The organism is Micromonospora globbae (assembly GCF_036184225.1).
GTDB lineage: Bacteria > Actinomycetota > Actinomycetes > Mycobacteriales > Micromonosporaceae > Micromonospora > Micromonospora globbae.
This window is the reverse complement of the sequence record NZ_CP108084.1, coordinates 5,377,039-5,391,494: the sequence shown is the minus strand read 5'-3', so window position 1 is coordinate 5,391,494 and position 14,456 is coordinate 5,377,039. Positions and strand designations below refer to the sequence as shown.

Annotated in this window: 12 protein-coding genes and 1 tRNA gene; 9 read left to right on the top strand and 4 right to left on the bottom strand. The window is 72.0% G+C overall.

Going from position 1 to position 14,456, the window contains the following annotated elements:
* Positions 1–48 precede the first annotated feature (48 nt).
* Positions 49–447, top strand: a complete 399-nt coding sequence (locus OG994_RS24415) for a hypothetical protein (RefSeq protein ID WP_120328256.1) — start codon at positions 49–51, stop codon at positions 445–447.
* Here OG994_RS24415 and OG994_RS24410 read toward each other — a convergent pair.
* Entirely contained in the window at positions 415–1,014 is a 600-nt protein-coding gene (locus tag OG994_RS24410) for a hypothetical protein (RefSeq protein ID WP_328851095.1), read from the bottom strand. The genes OG994_RS24415 and OG994_RS24410 overlap by 33 nt on opposite strands.
* Positions 1,015–1,225: 211 nt before the next feature.
* On the opposite strand from OG994_RS24410, the gene OG994_RS24405 reads away from it, so the two are divergent.
* Entirely contained in the window at positions 1,226–3,100 is a 1,875-nt protein-coding gene (locus OG994_RS24405; RefSeq protein ID WP_120328254.1) for a S8 family peptidase, read from the top strand.
* Positions 3,101–3,151: 51 nt separating this feature from the next.
* Here OG994_RS24405 and OG994_RS24400 read toward each other — a convergent pair whose 3' ends face one another.
* From OG994_RS24400 to OG994_RS24390, 3 genes are all read right to left on the bottom strand, one after another.
* Complete coding sequence (locus OG994_RS24400) at positions 3,152–3,958, bottom strand: WecB/TagA/CpsF family glycosyltransferase (RefSeq protein WP_328851094.1); 807 nt, start codon at positions 3,956–3,958, stop codon at positions 3,152–3,154.
* Positions 3,955–5,070 carry an NAD-dependent epimerase/dehydratase family protein gene (locus tag OG994_RS24395; protein ID WP_328851093.1) on the bottom strand — a complete coding sequence of 372 codons (1,116 nt, stop codon included), beginning with the start codon at positions 5,068–5,070 and terminating at the stop codon, positions 3,955–3,957. Before OG994_RS24395 ends, OG994_RS24400 begins: the two co-directional genes overlap by 4 nt.
* A gap of 64 nt (positions 5,071–5,134) precedes the next feature.
* Positions 5,135–5,220: transfer RNA gene (locus OG994_RS24390), tRNA-Leu, on the bottom strand.
* 207 nt (positions 5,221–5,427) lie between these two features.
* On the opposite strand from OG994_RS24390, the gene OG994_RS24385 reads away from it, so the two are divergent.
* Genes OG994_RS24385 through pknB form a run of 7 tightly spaced genes read left to right on the top strand, consistent with a single transcriptional unit; the run spans position 5,428 to position 14,456 of the window.
* A complete protein-coding gene (locus OG994_RS24385; RefSeq protein ID WP_120328252.1) occupies positions 5,428–6,216 on the top strand; it encodes an FhaA domain-containing protein in 789 nt (262 codons plus the stop codon).
* A 6-nt stretch (positions 6,217–6,222) separates the two neighbouring features.
* Positions 6,223–6,708 carry an FHA domain-containing protein FhaB/FipA gene (locus tag OG994_RS24380; RefSeq protein ID WP_328851092.1) on the top strand — a complete coding sequence of 162 codons (486 nt, stop codon included), beginning with the start codon at positions 6,223–6,225 and terminating at the stop codon, positions 6,706–6,708.
* On the top strand, positions 6,705–8,177 hold the full coding sequence (locus OG994_RS24375; RefSeq protein WP_328851091.1) for a protein phosphatase 2C domain-containing protein: 1,473 nt from the start codon (positions 6,705–6,707) through the stop codon (positions 8,175–8,177). Before OG994_RS24380 ends, OG994_RS24375 begins: the two co-directional genes overlap by 4 nt.
* Positions 8,178–8,205: 28 nt before the next feature.
* Positions 8,206–9,699, top strand: coding sequence for an FtsW/RodA/SpoVE family cell cycle protein (locus OG994_RS24370; RefSeq protein ID WP_120328249.1), 1,494 nt, complete (start codon positions 8,206–8,208; stop codon positions 9,697–9,699).
* On the top strand, positions 9,696–11,201 hold the full coding sequence (locus OG994_RS24365) for a peptidoglycan D,D-transpeptidase FtsI family protein (RefSeq protein ID WP_328851090.1): 1,506 nt from the start codon (positions 9,696–9,698) through the stop codon (positions 11,199–11,201). Before OG994_RS24370 ends, OG994_RS24365 begins: the two co-directional genes overlap by 4 nt.
* 1 nt (position 11,202) lies before the next feature.
* The gene (locus OG994_RS24360; RefSeq protein WP_328851089.1) at positions 11,203–12,642 is read left to right on the top strand and encodes a protein kinase domain-containing protein; all 1,440 of its coding nucleotides are present in this window, start codon (positions 11,203–11,205) and stop codon (positions 12,640–12,642) included.
* On the top strand, positions 12,639–14,456 hold the full coding sequence (gene pknB, locus OG994_RS24355; RefSeq protein WP_328851088.1) for a Stk1 family PASTA domain-containing Ser/Thr kinase: 1,818 nt from the start codon (positions 12,639–12,641) through the stop codon (positions 14,454–14,456). Before OG994_RS24360 ends, pknB begins: the two co-directional genes overlap by 4 nt.

Below are 14,456 nucleotides of genomic sequence, written 5' to 3'. Positions count from 1 at the left end.
CGACAACCGGCCACGGGGATCGGTAACCGAGCGAGGCAGGCGAGACGGATGACGACGATCGGTTCAGAGAACCTCACCAACGGGCCGGGGAAGCCGGAGCGGTTCGGCGGCAAGTACCGCGGCGCGCGGAGGGACACCGTCCTCACCGAGGTGGTCTCGAACGACGCGGAGGTCGCCGGGCGGGAGGCGCCGGCGCCCGAGCAGTCCGGCCCGCTCACCCTGCCGTCGCTGGACCCGAACCCGCTCACCGAGCCGTCCTTCCCGACGACCGGCTGGTCCCCGGAGCCCGGTGAATCGCTCGTCGACCACCCGCTGCTGCGGGGACTGCTCATGGAGCTGCCGCCGAAGGGCAGCGTGCCCCCTCCCGGCTGGCTGGACCGCTGGTTCGAGGCGACCCGCGCCATCCTCGAACTGCTATACGTGCAGGGGACGAGCCGCTCGCGCTGAGGGCGGTTGCGGCTGGCGGGCCCGCTCGGCGAGCCGGTTGTGCCGCAGGGCGTGCCGGATCCCGACGGCCAGGACCGCGAGCGCGCCCACGGTGATCGCCGGGCCGGTGACGTCCGGCGCGGCGAGTCGGTCGTTCCCACTCGCGGCGACCAGCGCCGGCACCGTCAGCAGGGTGGTCACCTGCAACGGCAGGGCGATCAACGGGTGCGCCGCGGCGGCCCGCAGACCGTGCGGCGCGGGCGTACCGGGCGCGGTGGCGAACGCGCCGGCGCCGGCCCGCAGCCGGTGCACCCGGCGTACGGTGCAGGCGGCGACCACGAGCGCGGCGAGGGCCACGGCGTCGAGGGTGCCGGCGGCCCGGTCGACCGGCGTGCGTCCGGGGCTCATGAGGCCGGCGACCAGGACGGCCGCGGTCGACGCGAGACCGGCGAGGGTCAGGGCGAGGAGCCACCCGGCGCGCCGGCGCAGGACACCGGCGTGGTCCAGCCGCGGCAGCCCGTCCGCGACGAGGCCGGCGGCCAGCCACACCGCGGTGATCGGCAGCAGGACGGCGAGATGGCTCTCCATGTGGGACAGTCTTGCCCGCCAGGGCGGCCGGCGAATCCGGGCGCGTCCCCCGTTCGTCCCGGACGCGGTCCCCGTAGGGGCATCCTGTCGCGTTATGAAAGATTCGACATGTTTCTCTGCGTCACCATGCCGATCTACTCTCTGCTAGATCGGTAGCCGTCGATCCGAGCGCGACCCGTGTCGGGCGGCTGCCGGTCGGAGGGAGGTAGAGATGGCTCTTGCCCACAGGTCCGTGCTCGTCGGGGTGGCCACGCTGACCATGCTGGCCGCCGCCACACCCGCGCTGGCCGCCGAACCGACCGGGGTGATCCGGGCGGCGGGTGGGGACACCGCGGTGGCCGACAGCTACATCGTCGTCTTCAAGGACACGGCGGTCAGCCGGAACACGGTCGCCGACAACGCCCGCCGCCTGGTCGGCCGGCACGGCGGCTCGGTGGCCCGCACCTACGGCGCGGCGCTGCGCGGCTTCGAGGTCCGCGTGGACGCGAAGGCCGCCGCGCGGATCGCCGCGGACCCCGCCGTGGCGTACGTCGAGCAGAACCACACCGTCTCGATCGCCGGCACCCAGACCAACCCGCCGTCGTGGGGCCTCGACCGCATCGACCAGCGGAACCTGCCGCTGAACAGCTCCTACACCTACCCGAACACGGCGTCGAACGTGCGCGCCTACATCATCGACACCGGCATCCGGTTCACGCACAACGACTTCGGCGGCCGGGCCGTGTCCGGCTACGACGCGATCGACGGCGGCTCCGCCGACGACTGCAACGGCCACGGCACGCACGTCGCCGGCACGGTGGGCGGCTCGGCGTACGGGGTGGCCAAGGGCGTGCAGCTCGTCGGCGTCCGGGTGCTCAACTGCCAGGGCAGCGGCACCAACGCCCAGGTGGTGGCCGGCATCGACTGGGTGACCGCGAACGCCGTCAAGCCGGCGGTGGCGAACATGAGCCTCGGCGGCTCGGCCAACAGCGCCATCGACACGGCGGTCACCAACTCGATCAACTCCGGCATCACGTACGCGGTCGCGGCCGGCAACGGCGACATCTTCGGCAACCGGCAGAACGCCTGCAACTACTCGCCCGCCCGGGTGGGCCCGGCGATCACCGTGGGCGCGACCCAGAGCAACGACGCCGCCGCGAGCTTCTCCAACTACGGCACCTGCGTCGACATCCTGGCGCCGGGCGTGGACATCACCTCCGCCTGGTACACGAGCAACACGGCGACGAACACCATCAGCGGCACCTCCATGGCCTCGCCGCACGTCGCCGGTGCCGCGGCCCTCGTCCTGTCGGCCAACCCGACGTGGACTCCGCAGCAGGTGCGCGACAACCTCGTCGACAACGCGACGCCGAACGTGGTGAGCAACGTGGGTACCGGCACCCCGAACCGGCTGCTCTACGTCGTGAACGGGGACACCCCGCCGCCGACCAACGACTTCTCCGTCTCGGTGTCGCCCACCTCGGGCTCCACCGCGCCGGGCGGGTCCGTGACGGCGACCGTCGGCACGGCCACCACGAGCGGCTCCGCCCAGTCGGTCAGCCTCTCCGCGAGCGGGCTGCCGAGCGGGGCCACGGCGTCGTTCAGCCCGTCGACGGTGACCTCGGGCGGCTCGTCCACCCTCACGATCGCCACCTCGGCGAGCACGCCGCCCGGCACCTACACGGTCACCGTGACCGGCACGGGCACGGCCGGCAGCCGTACGGCCACGTACACGCTGACCGTGACCGGAACCGGGGGCGGCTGCTCCGGCACGAACGGCACCGACGTGGCGATCCCGGACACCGGCGCCACCGTGTCCAGCCCCATCGTGATCTCCGGGTGCGGCCGCAACGCGTCGGCGAGTTCCCAGATCGCCGTGAACATCGTGCACACCTACCGCGGCGACCTGGTCATCGACCTGGTGGCCCCGGACGGTTCGTCGTACCGCCTGAAGAACAGCAGCATCTTCGACGGCGCCGACAACGTGAACACGACCTACACGGCCAACCTGTCGAGCGAGGCGGCGAACGGCACCTGGCAGCTGCGGGTGCGCGACGTCTACTCGGGTGACAGCGGCTACATCAACACCTGGACGCTGACCCTCTGACCAGGGACGGACGAGGGCCCCTCCCGGTCGGGAGGGGCCCTCGCACGTGCGTCAGACCGCGAAGGTCGCGGGGCGCTCGGTGGCCGGCGCCGGCGGGGTCGCCTTCCAGAGCCCCACCTTCTGCGCGAGCAGCCGGCTCAGGAAGGCCGGGTTGAGGATCACGTACCGGCGCCAGAGCCGCCTGGGCTCCAGGCCGAGACGCCAGAACCACTCGAGGCCGGCCCGCTGCATCCACGCCGGGGGCTTACGGAGCAGCCCGGCGTGGTAGTCGAAGGCCGCGCCGACGGCCATCAGCGGCATGTCGAGCAGCGGCCGCATGGCGTACGCGAAGACCTCCTGGCGGGGGCAGCCGAGCCCGACCAGCACGAGCCGGGCGCCGCTGGAACGGATGCGGTCGGCGATCTCGGCGTCCTCGCCCGGCTGCACGGGGCGGAACTTGGACGGTTCCACACCGGCGATCTTGAGCGCCGGGAACATCCGTTCCAGCGCCGGGATCAGCCGCGCCAGCGTCTGCTCGGTCGAGCCGTACAGGTAGACCGGCAGACCCTCGTCCGCGCAGCGGGAGAGCACGTGCAGGGTCAGCGTGGGGCCGTAGACCCGGTCGGTGAGGCCGGCGTGGTGCAGCAGGTTGAGTGCCCACCGGACCGGCTGCCCGTCGGGCGTCACCACGTCGAACGCGTTGAGCCGGGCGTTGTGCGCCCGGTCGAGCACGCCGGTCATCACCCCGTGCACGGCCAGCGCGGTCAGCGCCAGCGGGCGGCGCTCCTGGGCGGCCGCCACCACCTGCTCGGTCGCCTCGGCGTACGTGGTGGCGTCGACCAGGACGCCGAGCACGTTCCGTTTGCGCTGCGGGCTCATGCCGCCGGCACCCACTTCTCCACGTTGGCCTCGTAGATCTCGCGCATGATCATGGGTACGTCGTAGATCTGCTTCCACTCCGGGTAGTCGGCCTGGAACGCCTCATTCGACCCGATCCACCACCTGTGGTCACCGACCCGGTTCTCCTCGACGTACTCCGAGATCATCTCGTGGCCGGTGATCCGCTCGGCCTCGGCGAACGCCTCCCGCATGGAGATGTTGGAGTGCCGCCCGCCGCCCAGGTTGTAGACCGCGGCCGGGCGCGGGTTGCGGAAGAACGCCTCGAACGCGGCCACCACGTCGGAGCTGTGGATGGCGTCCCGGACCTGCTTGCCCTGGTACCCGTAGATCCGGTACTTGCGGCGCTCCATGTTGGCCCGCATGACGTAGCCGAGGAAGCCGTGCAGTTCGGTGGCCGAGTGGGCCGGCCCGGTGAGCGTGCCGCCCCGGAAGCAGGCCGTACGCATGCCGAAGTAGCGGCCGTACTCCTGGACCATCACGTCCGCCGCGACCTTCGAGGCCCCGAAGATCGAGTGCAGGCTGGAGTCGATCGACATGTCCTCGCGGATGCCCTGCTCGTACGGGTGCCCCGGCTCGATCTCCCAGCGGGTCTCCAGTTCCACGAAGGGGAGGCTGTTGGGCCGGTCGCCGTAGACCTTGTTGGTCGAGCAGTGGATGACCGGCGCCTCGATGCAGTGCTCGCGGACGTTCTGGAGGACGTTGAGCGTGCCGCCGGCGTTGACGTCGAAGTCGGTGTACGGGTCACGGACGGCCCAGTCGTGCGACGGCTGGGCCGCGGTGTGGATCACCACGGCGATGTCCGAGCCGTACCGGCGGAAGACCGCCGCCAGGGCGTCGCGGTCCCGGATGTCGATGGTGTGGTGTGTGTAGGACGACCCCAGCTCCGTGACGAGGCGCTGGACGTTCCACGCGGTCGACGCCTCCGCCCCGAAGAACCGCTGCCGCATGTCGTTGTCGATGCCGACCACGTCGAGGCCGAGGCCGGCGAAGTGCCGCACCGCCTCGGAGCCGATCAGACCGCCCGATCCGGTCACCAACGCGACACTCACACGCCACTCCTGGTTTATGGGAGGCAGAAACCATCGGAGCATAGCGTGACGGGCGACATGCCCCGGTACGCAGCGAGGGCCCCGCTTCCGCGGAGCCCTCGTCTGGTGGTGGGGAAGGGGGGAGTTGAACCCCCACGCCCTTTCGGGCACACGGACCTGAACCGTGCGCGTCTGCCATTCCGCCACTTCCCCGTGGCACGACCAGATCACTGTAATCCGTGTCGACCTCGCCGTCTGCGGCGGGGCCCGGCACATATTACGCTGTCCCGGTCATCGCCACGAGCGGTTACCGTTCGTGGCGGACGAAAGAGTAGCACGACGACAGCGGCCCGTCCGAACGGGCCGGGAGCAGGCGGCCGAGCGGCGTGTGAGCTGCGCGCGCGCCGGCCGGATACCATCATGTCCTCGGGACCCGAGGAGGAGCCGGTGAGCGTGCTGCAACGCTTCGAGAAGCGTCTGGAAGGCCTGGTCGAGGGGGCCTTCGCCAAGGTCTTCAAAGGGGTGGTCCACCCCGTGGAGATCCTCAACGCCATGCAGCGGGAGGCAGAGGCGCACAAGGCCATCCTGGCCGGTGGACGCACTCTGGTGCCCAACCGCTACGTGATCGATCTCTCGCCGTACGACCACAGTCGGCTGGCGCCCTACGCCGCCGCGCTGGCCCAGGAGCTGGCCCAGTCGCAGGCGGAGTTCATCGGCGAGCAGGCCTGGACGGTCTACGGCGACGTGATCGTCGAGATCGAGCGTGGCGAGGGCCTGGACACCGGCATGTTCCGGGTGACCGCCGAGGTCTACACCGGCGGCGACGTCGCCCCGGTCCCGGGCCCCGGCTACGACGCCGGCCCGCCCGCCTACCCGGCGTACGACCAGGGTGGCGGCTACGGCCCTCCGCCCGGCCACGGCGGCGCGCGCAACGTGCGGCTGGTCTCCGGCGACGGGCGCACCTACCCGCTGCAGATGGGTTCGACCGTCATCGGCCGGGGTGACCAGGCGAACCTCCGGCTGCCGGACGTCGGCATCTCCCGGCGACACGCCCGGCTGGACTTCGACGGCGGTCAGGTCGTGCTGACCGACCTCGGCTCGACCAACGGCACGATGGTCAACGGCCAGCGGGTCTCCGCGGTCGCCCTCAACCCGGGCGACATGATCCAGCTCGGGACCACCACCCTGACCTTCCGCGTGGACGGCTGATCCGCCTTGCCGGAACTCGTCATCACCGTCGCCCGGTTCGGGTTCCTGATCCTGCTGTGGATCTTCGTGTTCACGGTGGTCGGCGTCATCCGTCGGGACCTGTTCGCGGGTGCCCGGTCGGGCCGGCTGGTCGCCGCACCCCGGACCCTCGGCGCCGCGACCGGGCCGGCGGCGAAGCCGGCCAAGGTCAAGCGGGGCAGGGCGGCGCACCAACTGGTGGTGACCGCCGGTCAACTGGCCGGCACCCGGATCACGCTCGGTGAGGCACAGATCACCATCGGTCGCGCGGAGGACTCCACCCTCGTCATCACCGACGACTACGCGTCGGCGCGGCACGCCCGCCTCGTGCCGCGTGACGGGCAGTGGTTCGTCGAGGACCTCGGTTCGACTAACGGCACCTATCTGGATCGCGCTAAGGTCAGCGGACCAACCCCCGTCCCCCTCGGCGTGCCGATCCGGATCGGCCGCACTTCCCTCGAATTACGGCCATGACTCTGACCCTGCGCTACGCGGCCCACAGCGACCGCGGTCTGATCCGAGACGGTAACCAGGACTCCGTCTACGCCGGGCCGCGGCTACTCGCGGTCGCCGACGGCATGGGCGGCATGGCCGCCGGTGACGTCGCCAGCAACATCGTCATCGGTGCCATGGCGCCACTGGACGAGGACGTCCCGGGTGACGCCCTCGTCGACGCGCTGCGCTCGGCCGTGGGCGCCGCCAACCAGCAGCTCCGCGACACCGTGGACGCGAACCCCCAGCTGGAGGGCATGGGCACCACGCTGACCGCGACCCTCTTCTCGGGCAGCAAGCTCGGCATGGTGCACATCGGCGACTCGCGGGCGTACCTGCTGCGCAACGGCGAGTTCACGCAGATCACCAAGGACGACACCTACGTCCAGATGCTCGTCGACGAGGGCCGGATCAGCGCCGAGGAGGCGAGCAGCCACCCGCAGCGGTCGCTGCTGACCCGCGCGCTCGACGGCCGGGACATCGACCCGGAGTACTCGGTGCGCCAGGTGCTGCCCGGCGACCGCTACCTGATCTGCAGCGACGGGCTCTCCGGTGTGGTGAGCGCCGACACGATCGCCGAGACCATGCGGGAGTACGCCGACCCGCAGCAGTGCGTCGAGCGGCTCGTCCAGCTCGCGCTCCGCGGCGGAGGCCCGGACAACATCACCGTCATCATCGCCGACGCCACCGACGAGGACATCGTCGAGGCGACGCCGATCGTCGGAGGGGCCGCCGCGCGTGACCGTGGCATGGCCACCTCGGCGGACACCTCCACCCCGGCCGCCCGCGCGTCCGCGCTCTCCGCCCCCCGGTCCGCCACTCCCGAGGAGGAGCCGGCCGGCGACGACGACGAGCCGGAGCGGCGCCGGCACCGCCCGGTGCGCGCCGCCGCCATGACGCTCGCGCTGCTGGTGATCCTCGGCGGCGGGCTCTTCGCGGGGTGGAGCTACACCCAGCGGCAGTACTACGTCGGCGCCACCGAGGACGGCCAGGTGGCCGTGTTCCGCGGGATACAGGGTCAGATCGCCGGCCTGGACCTCTCCACCGTGCACTCCCGGAGCCCCGCGGACCTGAACGACCTGACCCTGGCCGCGCAGGAGCAGGTCAAGCAGGGCATCCCGGCCAAGAGCGAGCCGGACGCCGAGCGCCGGCTGGCGGAGCTGACCAGCGACAGCCCGACGAACCCGAACCTGAAGCCCCTCTGCCCGCCGAGCCTGCCCGCGACGACCGGCTCGCCGAGCCCCGCCCCCACGTCCGCCCTGGCCTCGCCCACCCCGAGCGGCAGCGCCGCCGCCGGCACGCCGACGGGCAGCCCGAGCGCCGCCGTCAGCTCCAGCCCGAGCGCCATCGGCAGCGCCGTGGCCGGGACGGCGCCCTCCAGCCCCGACGCCACGCCCTCCGACACGGTTCCGCCGGTGCTCGACCCGGCCAACTGCCGGTCGCCCGAGTGAGCACCGGCCCGACCCAGAGGACCAGTTTGTGACCGCAGCGGCCACACCGGCAGCCTCGCCCGCCACCACGGGCGAGCAGCCGGGCGTACGCCTGGCCCGGTCCCGGCGCAACGCCGAGCTGTCCCTGCTGCTGCTCGCCATGGTGCTGGTGGCCGCGTACGGGGCGACCGTCGAGGCGAACATGCTCGACACGGTCACCCCGGACTTCTGGGTGCCCGCCGCCGCGCTCGGCGCGGTCTTCCTCGGCCTGCACCTGGTCATCCGCTTCCTCGCCCCGTTCGCCGACCCGGCGCTGCTGCCGGCGGTGGCGCTGCTCAACGGCCTGGGTGTGGGGTTCCTGCGCCGGATCGACCTCGGCGAGGCGCTCCCGCCCGAGCGGGAGACGCTGGCCGTCTTCGCCGGTCAGGGAGGCCGCCAGCTCGCCTGGACGCTGGTGTCCGTGATCCTCGCGGCCGCACTGCTGGTGATCATGCGCGACCACCGGTCCGTCTCCCGGTACGCGTACACCCTGGGTCTCGCCGGCATCGTGCTGGTGATGATCCCGGCGGTGCTGCCGGGCCGGTTCTCCGAGATCAACGGCGCCAAGCTGTGGATCAAGTTCGGCGAGAGCTTCTCGATCCAGCCCGGTGAGTTCGCCAAGCTGGCCCTGCTGGTCTTCTTCGCCTACTACCTGGTCCGCAAGCGCGAGGTGCTCTCGCTGGCCAGCCGGCGGTTCCTCGGCATCGACTTCCCCCGGGGCCGCGACCTCGGCCCGGTGGTCGTCGTCTGGTTGATCAGCCTCCTGGTCCTGATCTTCGAGAAGGACCTCGGCACCTCGCTGCTGTACTTCGGCATGTTCGTGGTGACGCTCTACATCGCCACCGAACGGGTCAGTTGGCTGCTCATCGGTCTCGTGCTGTTCTTCGGCGGCGCGTACCTCGCCTACTTCCTCGGCTCCACGGTCGGCGGGCCGTTCGCGAACTTCTACCTCCGCGCCGAGATCTGGCTGGACCCCTTCGCCGACCCCCACGACAAGGGCTACCAGCTGGTACAGGGGCTGCTCGCGCTCGGCACCGGCGGCCTGTTCGGGGCCGGCCCGGGCGGCGGCCAGCCGGGTCTGCTCCCCGAGGTGCGCAACGACTTCATCTTCGCGGGCATCGGCGAGGAGATCGGGCTGTTCGGCCTCTCCGCGCTGCTGGTCGTCTACCTGCTCATCGTCGAGCGCGGGCTCCGGGCGGCGCTGGCGGTCCGCGACTCGTTCGGCAAGCTGCTGGCCGGTGGTCTGGCGTTCACCCTCGGGCTCCAGGTCTTCGTGATCGTCGGCGGGATCAGCAAGCTCATCCCGCTGACCGGCCAGACCACCCCGTTCCTCTCCGCCGGTGGCTCGTCGCTGATGGCCAACTGGTTGCTCATCGCCGTCCTGCTCCGGGTCTCCGACGGCGCGCGCCGTCCGGTGACGGCGGGCGGCGGCAAGGCCGCCCGGCCCTCCGCCGGCCCGCCCGAGCAGCTGCACGGTGCCCCCACGGAGGTGATCAGGCCGTGAACGCACCGCTGCGCCGTGTCGGCGTCGTCGTCATGATCCTCTTCGGGTTGCTCTTCGCGAACCTGAACTGGATCCAGGCCTACAAGGCCGACGAGTACCGCAACAGCGACTACAACGGCCGCGTCCAGGTGGCCGAGTACGAGCGCAAGCGCGGCAACATCGAGGCCGGCGGGCGGGCCCTGGCCACCAGCAAGGAGACCACCGGCGAGCTGAAGTACCTGCGCACGTACCCGGACGGGGCGAAGTACGCGCACGTCCTCGGCTACAAGCCGGTCAACCTCGCGGCCACCGGCATCGAGCGGATCGAGAACGACTTCCTGGCCGGCACCAGCGACCAGCTGATCGGTGACCGGATCAAGGACATGTTCACCGGTGACCAGACCGGCGGCGGCAACGTGCTGCTCACGCTGTCGAACAAGGCCCAGGACGCGGCGTACGACGGGCTGCGGAACAACGACCTGGGCGTGAAGCGGGGAGCGGCGGTCGCCATCGACCCGCGTACCGGCGCGCTGCAGGCGCTCGTCTCCATGCCCAGCTTCGACCCGAACCCGCTGGTCAGCCACGACTCGAAGAAGGCCCAGGCGGCGTACAACGAGCTGGAGCAGGATGCGAACGGCCCGTTGAAGAACCGGGCGCTGACGGAGACGCTGCCGCCCGGCTCCACCTTCAAGGTCGTGGTGGCCGCGGCGGCCCTGGAGAACGGCATCACCAAGGACACCGAGATCCCGGCCGGCTCCAGCTACACCCCGCCGACCTCGGGCACGCCCATCCGCAACGCGGCGGCGAGCATCTGCCCGGAGGCGCAGGTCACGCTCATGGAGGCCGTCACCGAGTCCTGCAACACCGGCTTCGCGAAGCTCGGCGTCCGGCTTGGCGCCGACGCGATCAAGGAGAAGGCCCGGCAGTTCGGTTTCGAGCAGGACGACCTGACCGTCGGGCAGCTCGGCGAGGACGGGCTGCCCGTGGCGGCCAGCCACACCGGCACCATGCAGAACGCCGATGGCGGGGACGACCCGGCGGCGCTGGCCCAGTCGTCGATCGGGCAGCGGGACGTGCGGATGACCCCGTTGCAGGGTGCGCTGATCGCCGCCTCGGTCGCCAACGGCGGCAGCCAGATGCGGCCGTACCTGGTGCGGCAGCTGCTCGCTCCGGACCGCACGACGAGCTACTACACGGCGAAGGCGCGCGAGCTGCGCCAGCCGATCAGCGGCCAGGTCGCGAGCGACCTCCGGGACATGATGGTCAGCGTCGTGGAGAACGGCACCGGCCGGAATGCGCAGATCAACGGGTACACGGTCGGCGGCAAGACGGGCACCGCCCAGTCCGCGCCGGACCGGCCCGACCACGGCTGGTTCATCGGCTTCGCCCTCGACAAGAACGGCACGCCGATCTCCGCCGTCTGCGTCGAGCTGGAGCAGGCGGGCTCCGGGGGCAGCGCCGAGGCCGCCAAGATCGCCGGCCGCATCATGCGGGCCGTCATCGCCGACCCCGGGAGCCGCTGACATGCTCAGTCCCGGGGTCCAGCTCGGCAACCGCTACCGCCTGGACGAGCGGATCGCCAGCGGTGGGATGGGTGACGTCTGGCGCGGCACCGACCAGGTGCTCGGCCGGACGGTCGCCGTGAAGAGCCTGCTCCCCGCGCTGCTGGACGAGCCGGGCTTCGCCGAGCGGTTCCGCGGCGAGGCGCGGACGATGGCCACCATCAACCACCCCGGTGTGGTGGACGTCTACGACTTCGGCAACGACCAGCAGATCGCCTTCCTCGTCATGGAGTACGTCGAGGGCGACCCCCTCTCGGCGACGTTGAACCGGGTCGGGCGGCTCACCCCGGCCCGTACGATGGCGCTCGTCGCGCAGGCCGCCGACGCCCTGCACGCCGCGCACGAGAAGGGCATCGTGCACCGCGACGTGAAGCCGGGCAACCTGCTCGTCCGGCCGAACGGCACGCTCGTGCTGACCGACTTCGGGATCGCCCGATCCGACCTGGTGGGGCAGCTCACGGCGGCCGGCTCGGTGCTCGGCACGGCGTCGTACATCTCTCCCGAACAGGCCATGGGGCAGGTCGCGACGCCCGCGTCCGACGTCTACGCGCTCGGGGTCGTCGCGTACCAGTGCCTCGCCGGCCGCCGCCCGTTCGAGGGGGACAACCCCCTCGAAATCGCCATGAAGCACGTCCAGGAAACCCCCCGGCCGCTGCCGGCGGACATCCCGCCGCAGGTCCGGGCGGTGGTGGAGCGGGCGATGGCGAAGGATCCGGCGGCCCGCTGGCCGAGCGCCGCCGCGCTGGCCAGCGTGGCGCGCCAGCTGAAGGTGGCGCTGTCCCAGCAGGCCCGGGCCGCCGGCCAGACCCGACCGATCTCCGGCGCGCCCGCGTCACCGGCCGCCGCGCCCGGACGGGCCCAGGTGCCGGCTCCACAGCAGTCGCGCCCGGTCCCGGCACCGCAGCGACCCCCGACCGTCGCCTCGCCGGCGCGCCCGCCCGCCGCGGCGGCCCGCCCCGGCGTCGCGGCGTCCGCCCCGCCGCCGCGACCGACCGTGGTCGCCCCGGCGGCCGGGCAGCCCCGGCCACCCATGGCCGCGGCCAGCTACCCGCGTGGCGCCGCCCCGGTGCCACCGGCACCGATCCGTCAGGACCAGCCGCCGGCGTACGTGGGGCAGCCCGGCGCCGCGGTGTCGCCCGCACCGGGGCGGACCCGCCCCGGCATGGTGCTCGTGGCCGTTCTCCTTGCCGTACTGGTCCTGCTCTGCTCCGGCGTGATTTCCTACAAGCTGCGAAAGAGCGGGCAGGCCGAGTCCGCGGGGCTCGGCCCGCGGGCCGTGGTGTCCGGCGCGCTACGGTTCGACGGACGCGACGATCTGACCGGTACGTCGTACCGTCACAGTGAGGGGCTCCGGCCGGCGAGCGGCGAGACGACGACGAGCGAAGGACGACAGACGCGATGACAGCCCAGGCCCGCCTGCTCGGAGGCAGGTACCAGGTCGGCGAGCTGCTCGGCTACGGCGGTATGGCCGAGGTGCACCGCGGTCGCGACCTGCGGCTCGGTCGGGACGTCGCGATCAAGATGCTCCGCACGGACCTCGCCCGGGACGCCACCTTCCAGATGCGGTTCCGCCGGGAGGCGCAGAACGCCGCCTCGCTCAACCACCCGGCGATCGTGGCCGTGTACGACACCGGCGAGGAGACCGCGCCGACCGGCGAGACCCTGCCGTTCATCGTCATGGAGTTCGTGAACGGGCGGACCCTCAAGGAGGTGCTGGCCGCCGAGGGGCGGATCCAGCCGCGACGGGCGCTGGAGATCTGCGCCGACGTGTGCGCGGCCCTGGAGTTCAGCCACCGGCACGGCATCATCCACCGGGACATCAAGCCCGGAAACGTCATGCTCACCCAGACCGGCCAGGTCAAGGTGATGGACTTCGGCATCGCGCGGGCCCTGGCCAGCGGCGCCACCACCATGACGCAGACCAGCGCCGTGATCGGCACGGCACAGTACCTGTCGCCCGAGCAAGCCCGGGGCGAGGCGGTGGACGCCCGTTCCGACGTCTACGCGGCCGGCTGCGTGCTCTTCGAACTGCTCTGCGGCCACCCGCCGTTCGTCGGGGACAGCCCGGTGAGCGTCGCCTACCAGCACGTACGGGAGGCGCCGCCCACGCCGAGCGACATCAACCCGGACGTGAACCCGGCGGTCGACGCGATCGTCCTGAAGGCGCTGTCGAAGAACCCGCTCAACCGCTACCAGAGCGCCGCCGAGATGCGTGCCGACCTGCTGCGGGCCGCCGCCGGCCGGCCCGTGCTGGCGACCCCGGTGATGCGCGAGCAGGAGACCATGCCGATGGCTCCGGCGGCGGCCGCTCCCGGCTACCGGGCGGGCGGCGCGGCCGCCCCGCCGACCGGGCAGATCCCGGCCCGGGTCGGTGACCCGCGCCGCCGTCGCGCCTCGTCCTGGCTGATCGCCACGTTCGCCGCCGTCGGTGTGCTCGCGGTGATCGCCCTGGTCGCCGCGCTGCTCTGGAAAGAGCAGGACAAGCCCCAGCGGGTCGCCGTGCCCACCGTCACCGGTCTGACCCAGCAGGAGGCGTTCACGAAGATCCAGCAGGCGGGTCTGGCACCCCAGTCGGGTGATCCGGTCCTCAGTTCCGACTGCACGCCGAACACGGTGGCCAGCCAGGACCCGACGGCCGGCACCCAGTTGGAGCGGGAGCGCACCGTAATCGTCCGCGTCTGCGGCGGCAAGCCGGAGGTCGCCATCCCGACCGGGCTCGAGGGCAGCAAGGTCGACAGCGCGACCGCACGGCTCCGCGAGGCGAACCTCACCGTCGACGTCAAGGAGGTCGACAGCGAGGAGCGCGAGGGCATCGTCGTCAAGGTGTCACCGGCCGAGGGCCAGAAGGTGCCCGAAGGGACGAAGGTGACCCTCGAGGTGTCGCGCGGCAACATCCGCGAGGTCCCCAACGTGGAGGGCCTCGGCCGGGAGGAAGCCGTCAGGACGCTGGAGAACGCGGGCTTCCGGGTCGACGTCGACCTCGGCGACGAGGTGCCGGCCGAGGAGGCCGGCAAGGTCCTCAAGCAGAGCCCGAAGGGCAAGCAGCCTCGCGGAACCAAAATCACGATCGTCGTGTCCGTGCCCGAACCGGAGACGCCGCCGACGAGCAGCTCTCCCACGCCGACGCCGACGGAGACGCCGACCGGACCCCCCACGGGTGGTGGCGGTGGCCTCCCGGTGATCCCTCCACCGGCGGACCTCTCCGGCAGGGACTGA

Bases quoted from the DNA above. Each gene is read 5' to 3' on its own strand.
- OG994_RS24415 (WP_120328256.1), top strand. From the start codon at position 49: ATGACGACGATCGGTTCAGAGAACCTCACCAACGGGCCGGGGAAGCCG.
- OG994_RS24410 (WP_328851095.1), bottom strand. From the start codon at position 1,014: ATGGAGAGCCATCTCGCCGTCCTGCTGCCGATCACCGCGGTGTGGCTG.
- OG994_RS24405 (WP_120328254.1), top strand. From the start codon at position 1,226: ATGGCTCTTGCCCACAGGTCCGTGCTCGTCGGGGTGGCCACGCTGACC.
- OG994_RS24400 (WP_328851094.1), bottom strand. From the start codon at position 3,958: ATGAGCCCGCAGCGCAAACGGAACGTGCTCGGCGTCCTGGTCGACGCC.
- OG994_RS24395 (WP_328851093.1), bottom strand. From the start codon at position 5,070: ATGCTCCGATGGTTTCTGCCTCCCATAAACCAGGAGTGGCGTGTGAGT.
- OG994_RS24385 (WP_120328252.1), top strand. From the start codon at position 5,428: ATGTCCTCGGGACCCGAGGAGGAGCCGGTGAGCGTGCTGCAACGCTTC.
- OG994_RS24375 (WP_328851091.1), top strand. From the start codon at position 6,705: ATGACTCTGACCCTGCGCTACGCGGCCCACAGCGACCGCGGTCTGATC.
- OG994_RS24360 (WP_328851089.1), top strand. From the start codon at position 11,203: ATGCTCAGTCCCGGGGTCCAGCTCGGCAACCGCTACCGCCTGGACGAG.
- pknB (WP_328851088.1), top strand. From the start codon at position 12,639: ATGACAGCCCAGGCCCGCCTGCTCGGAGGCAGGTACCAGGTCGGCGAG.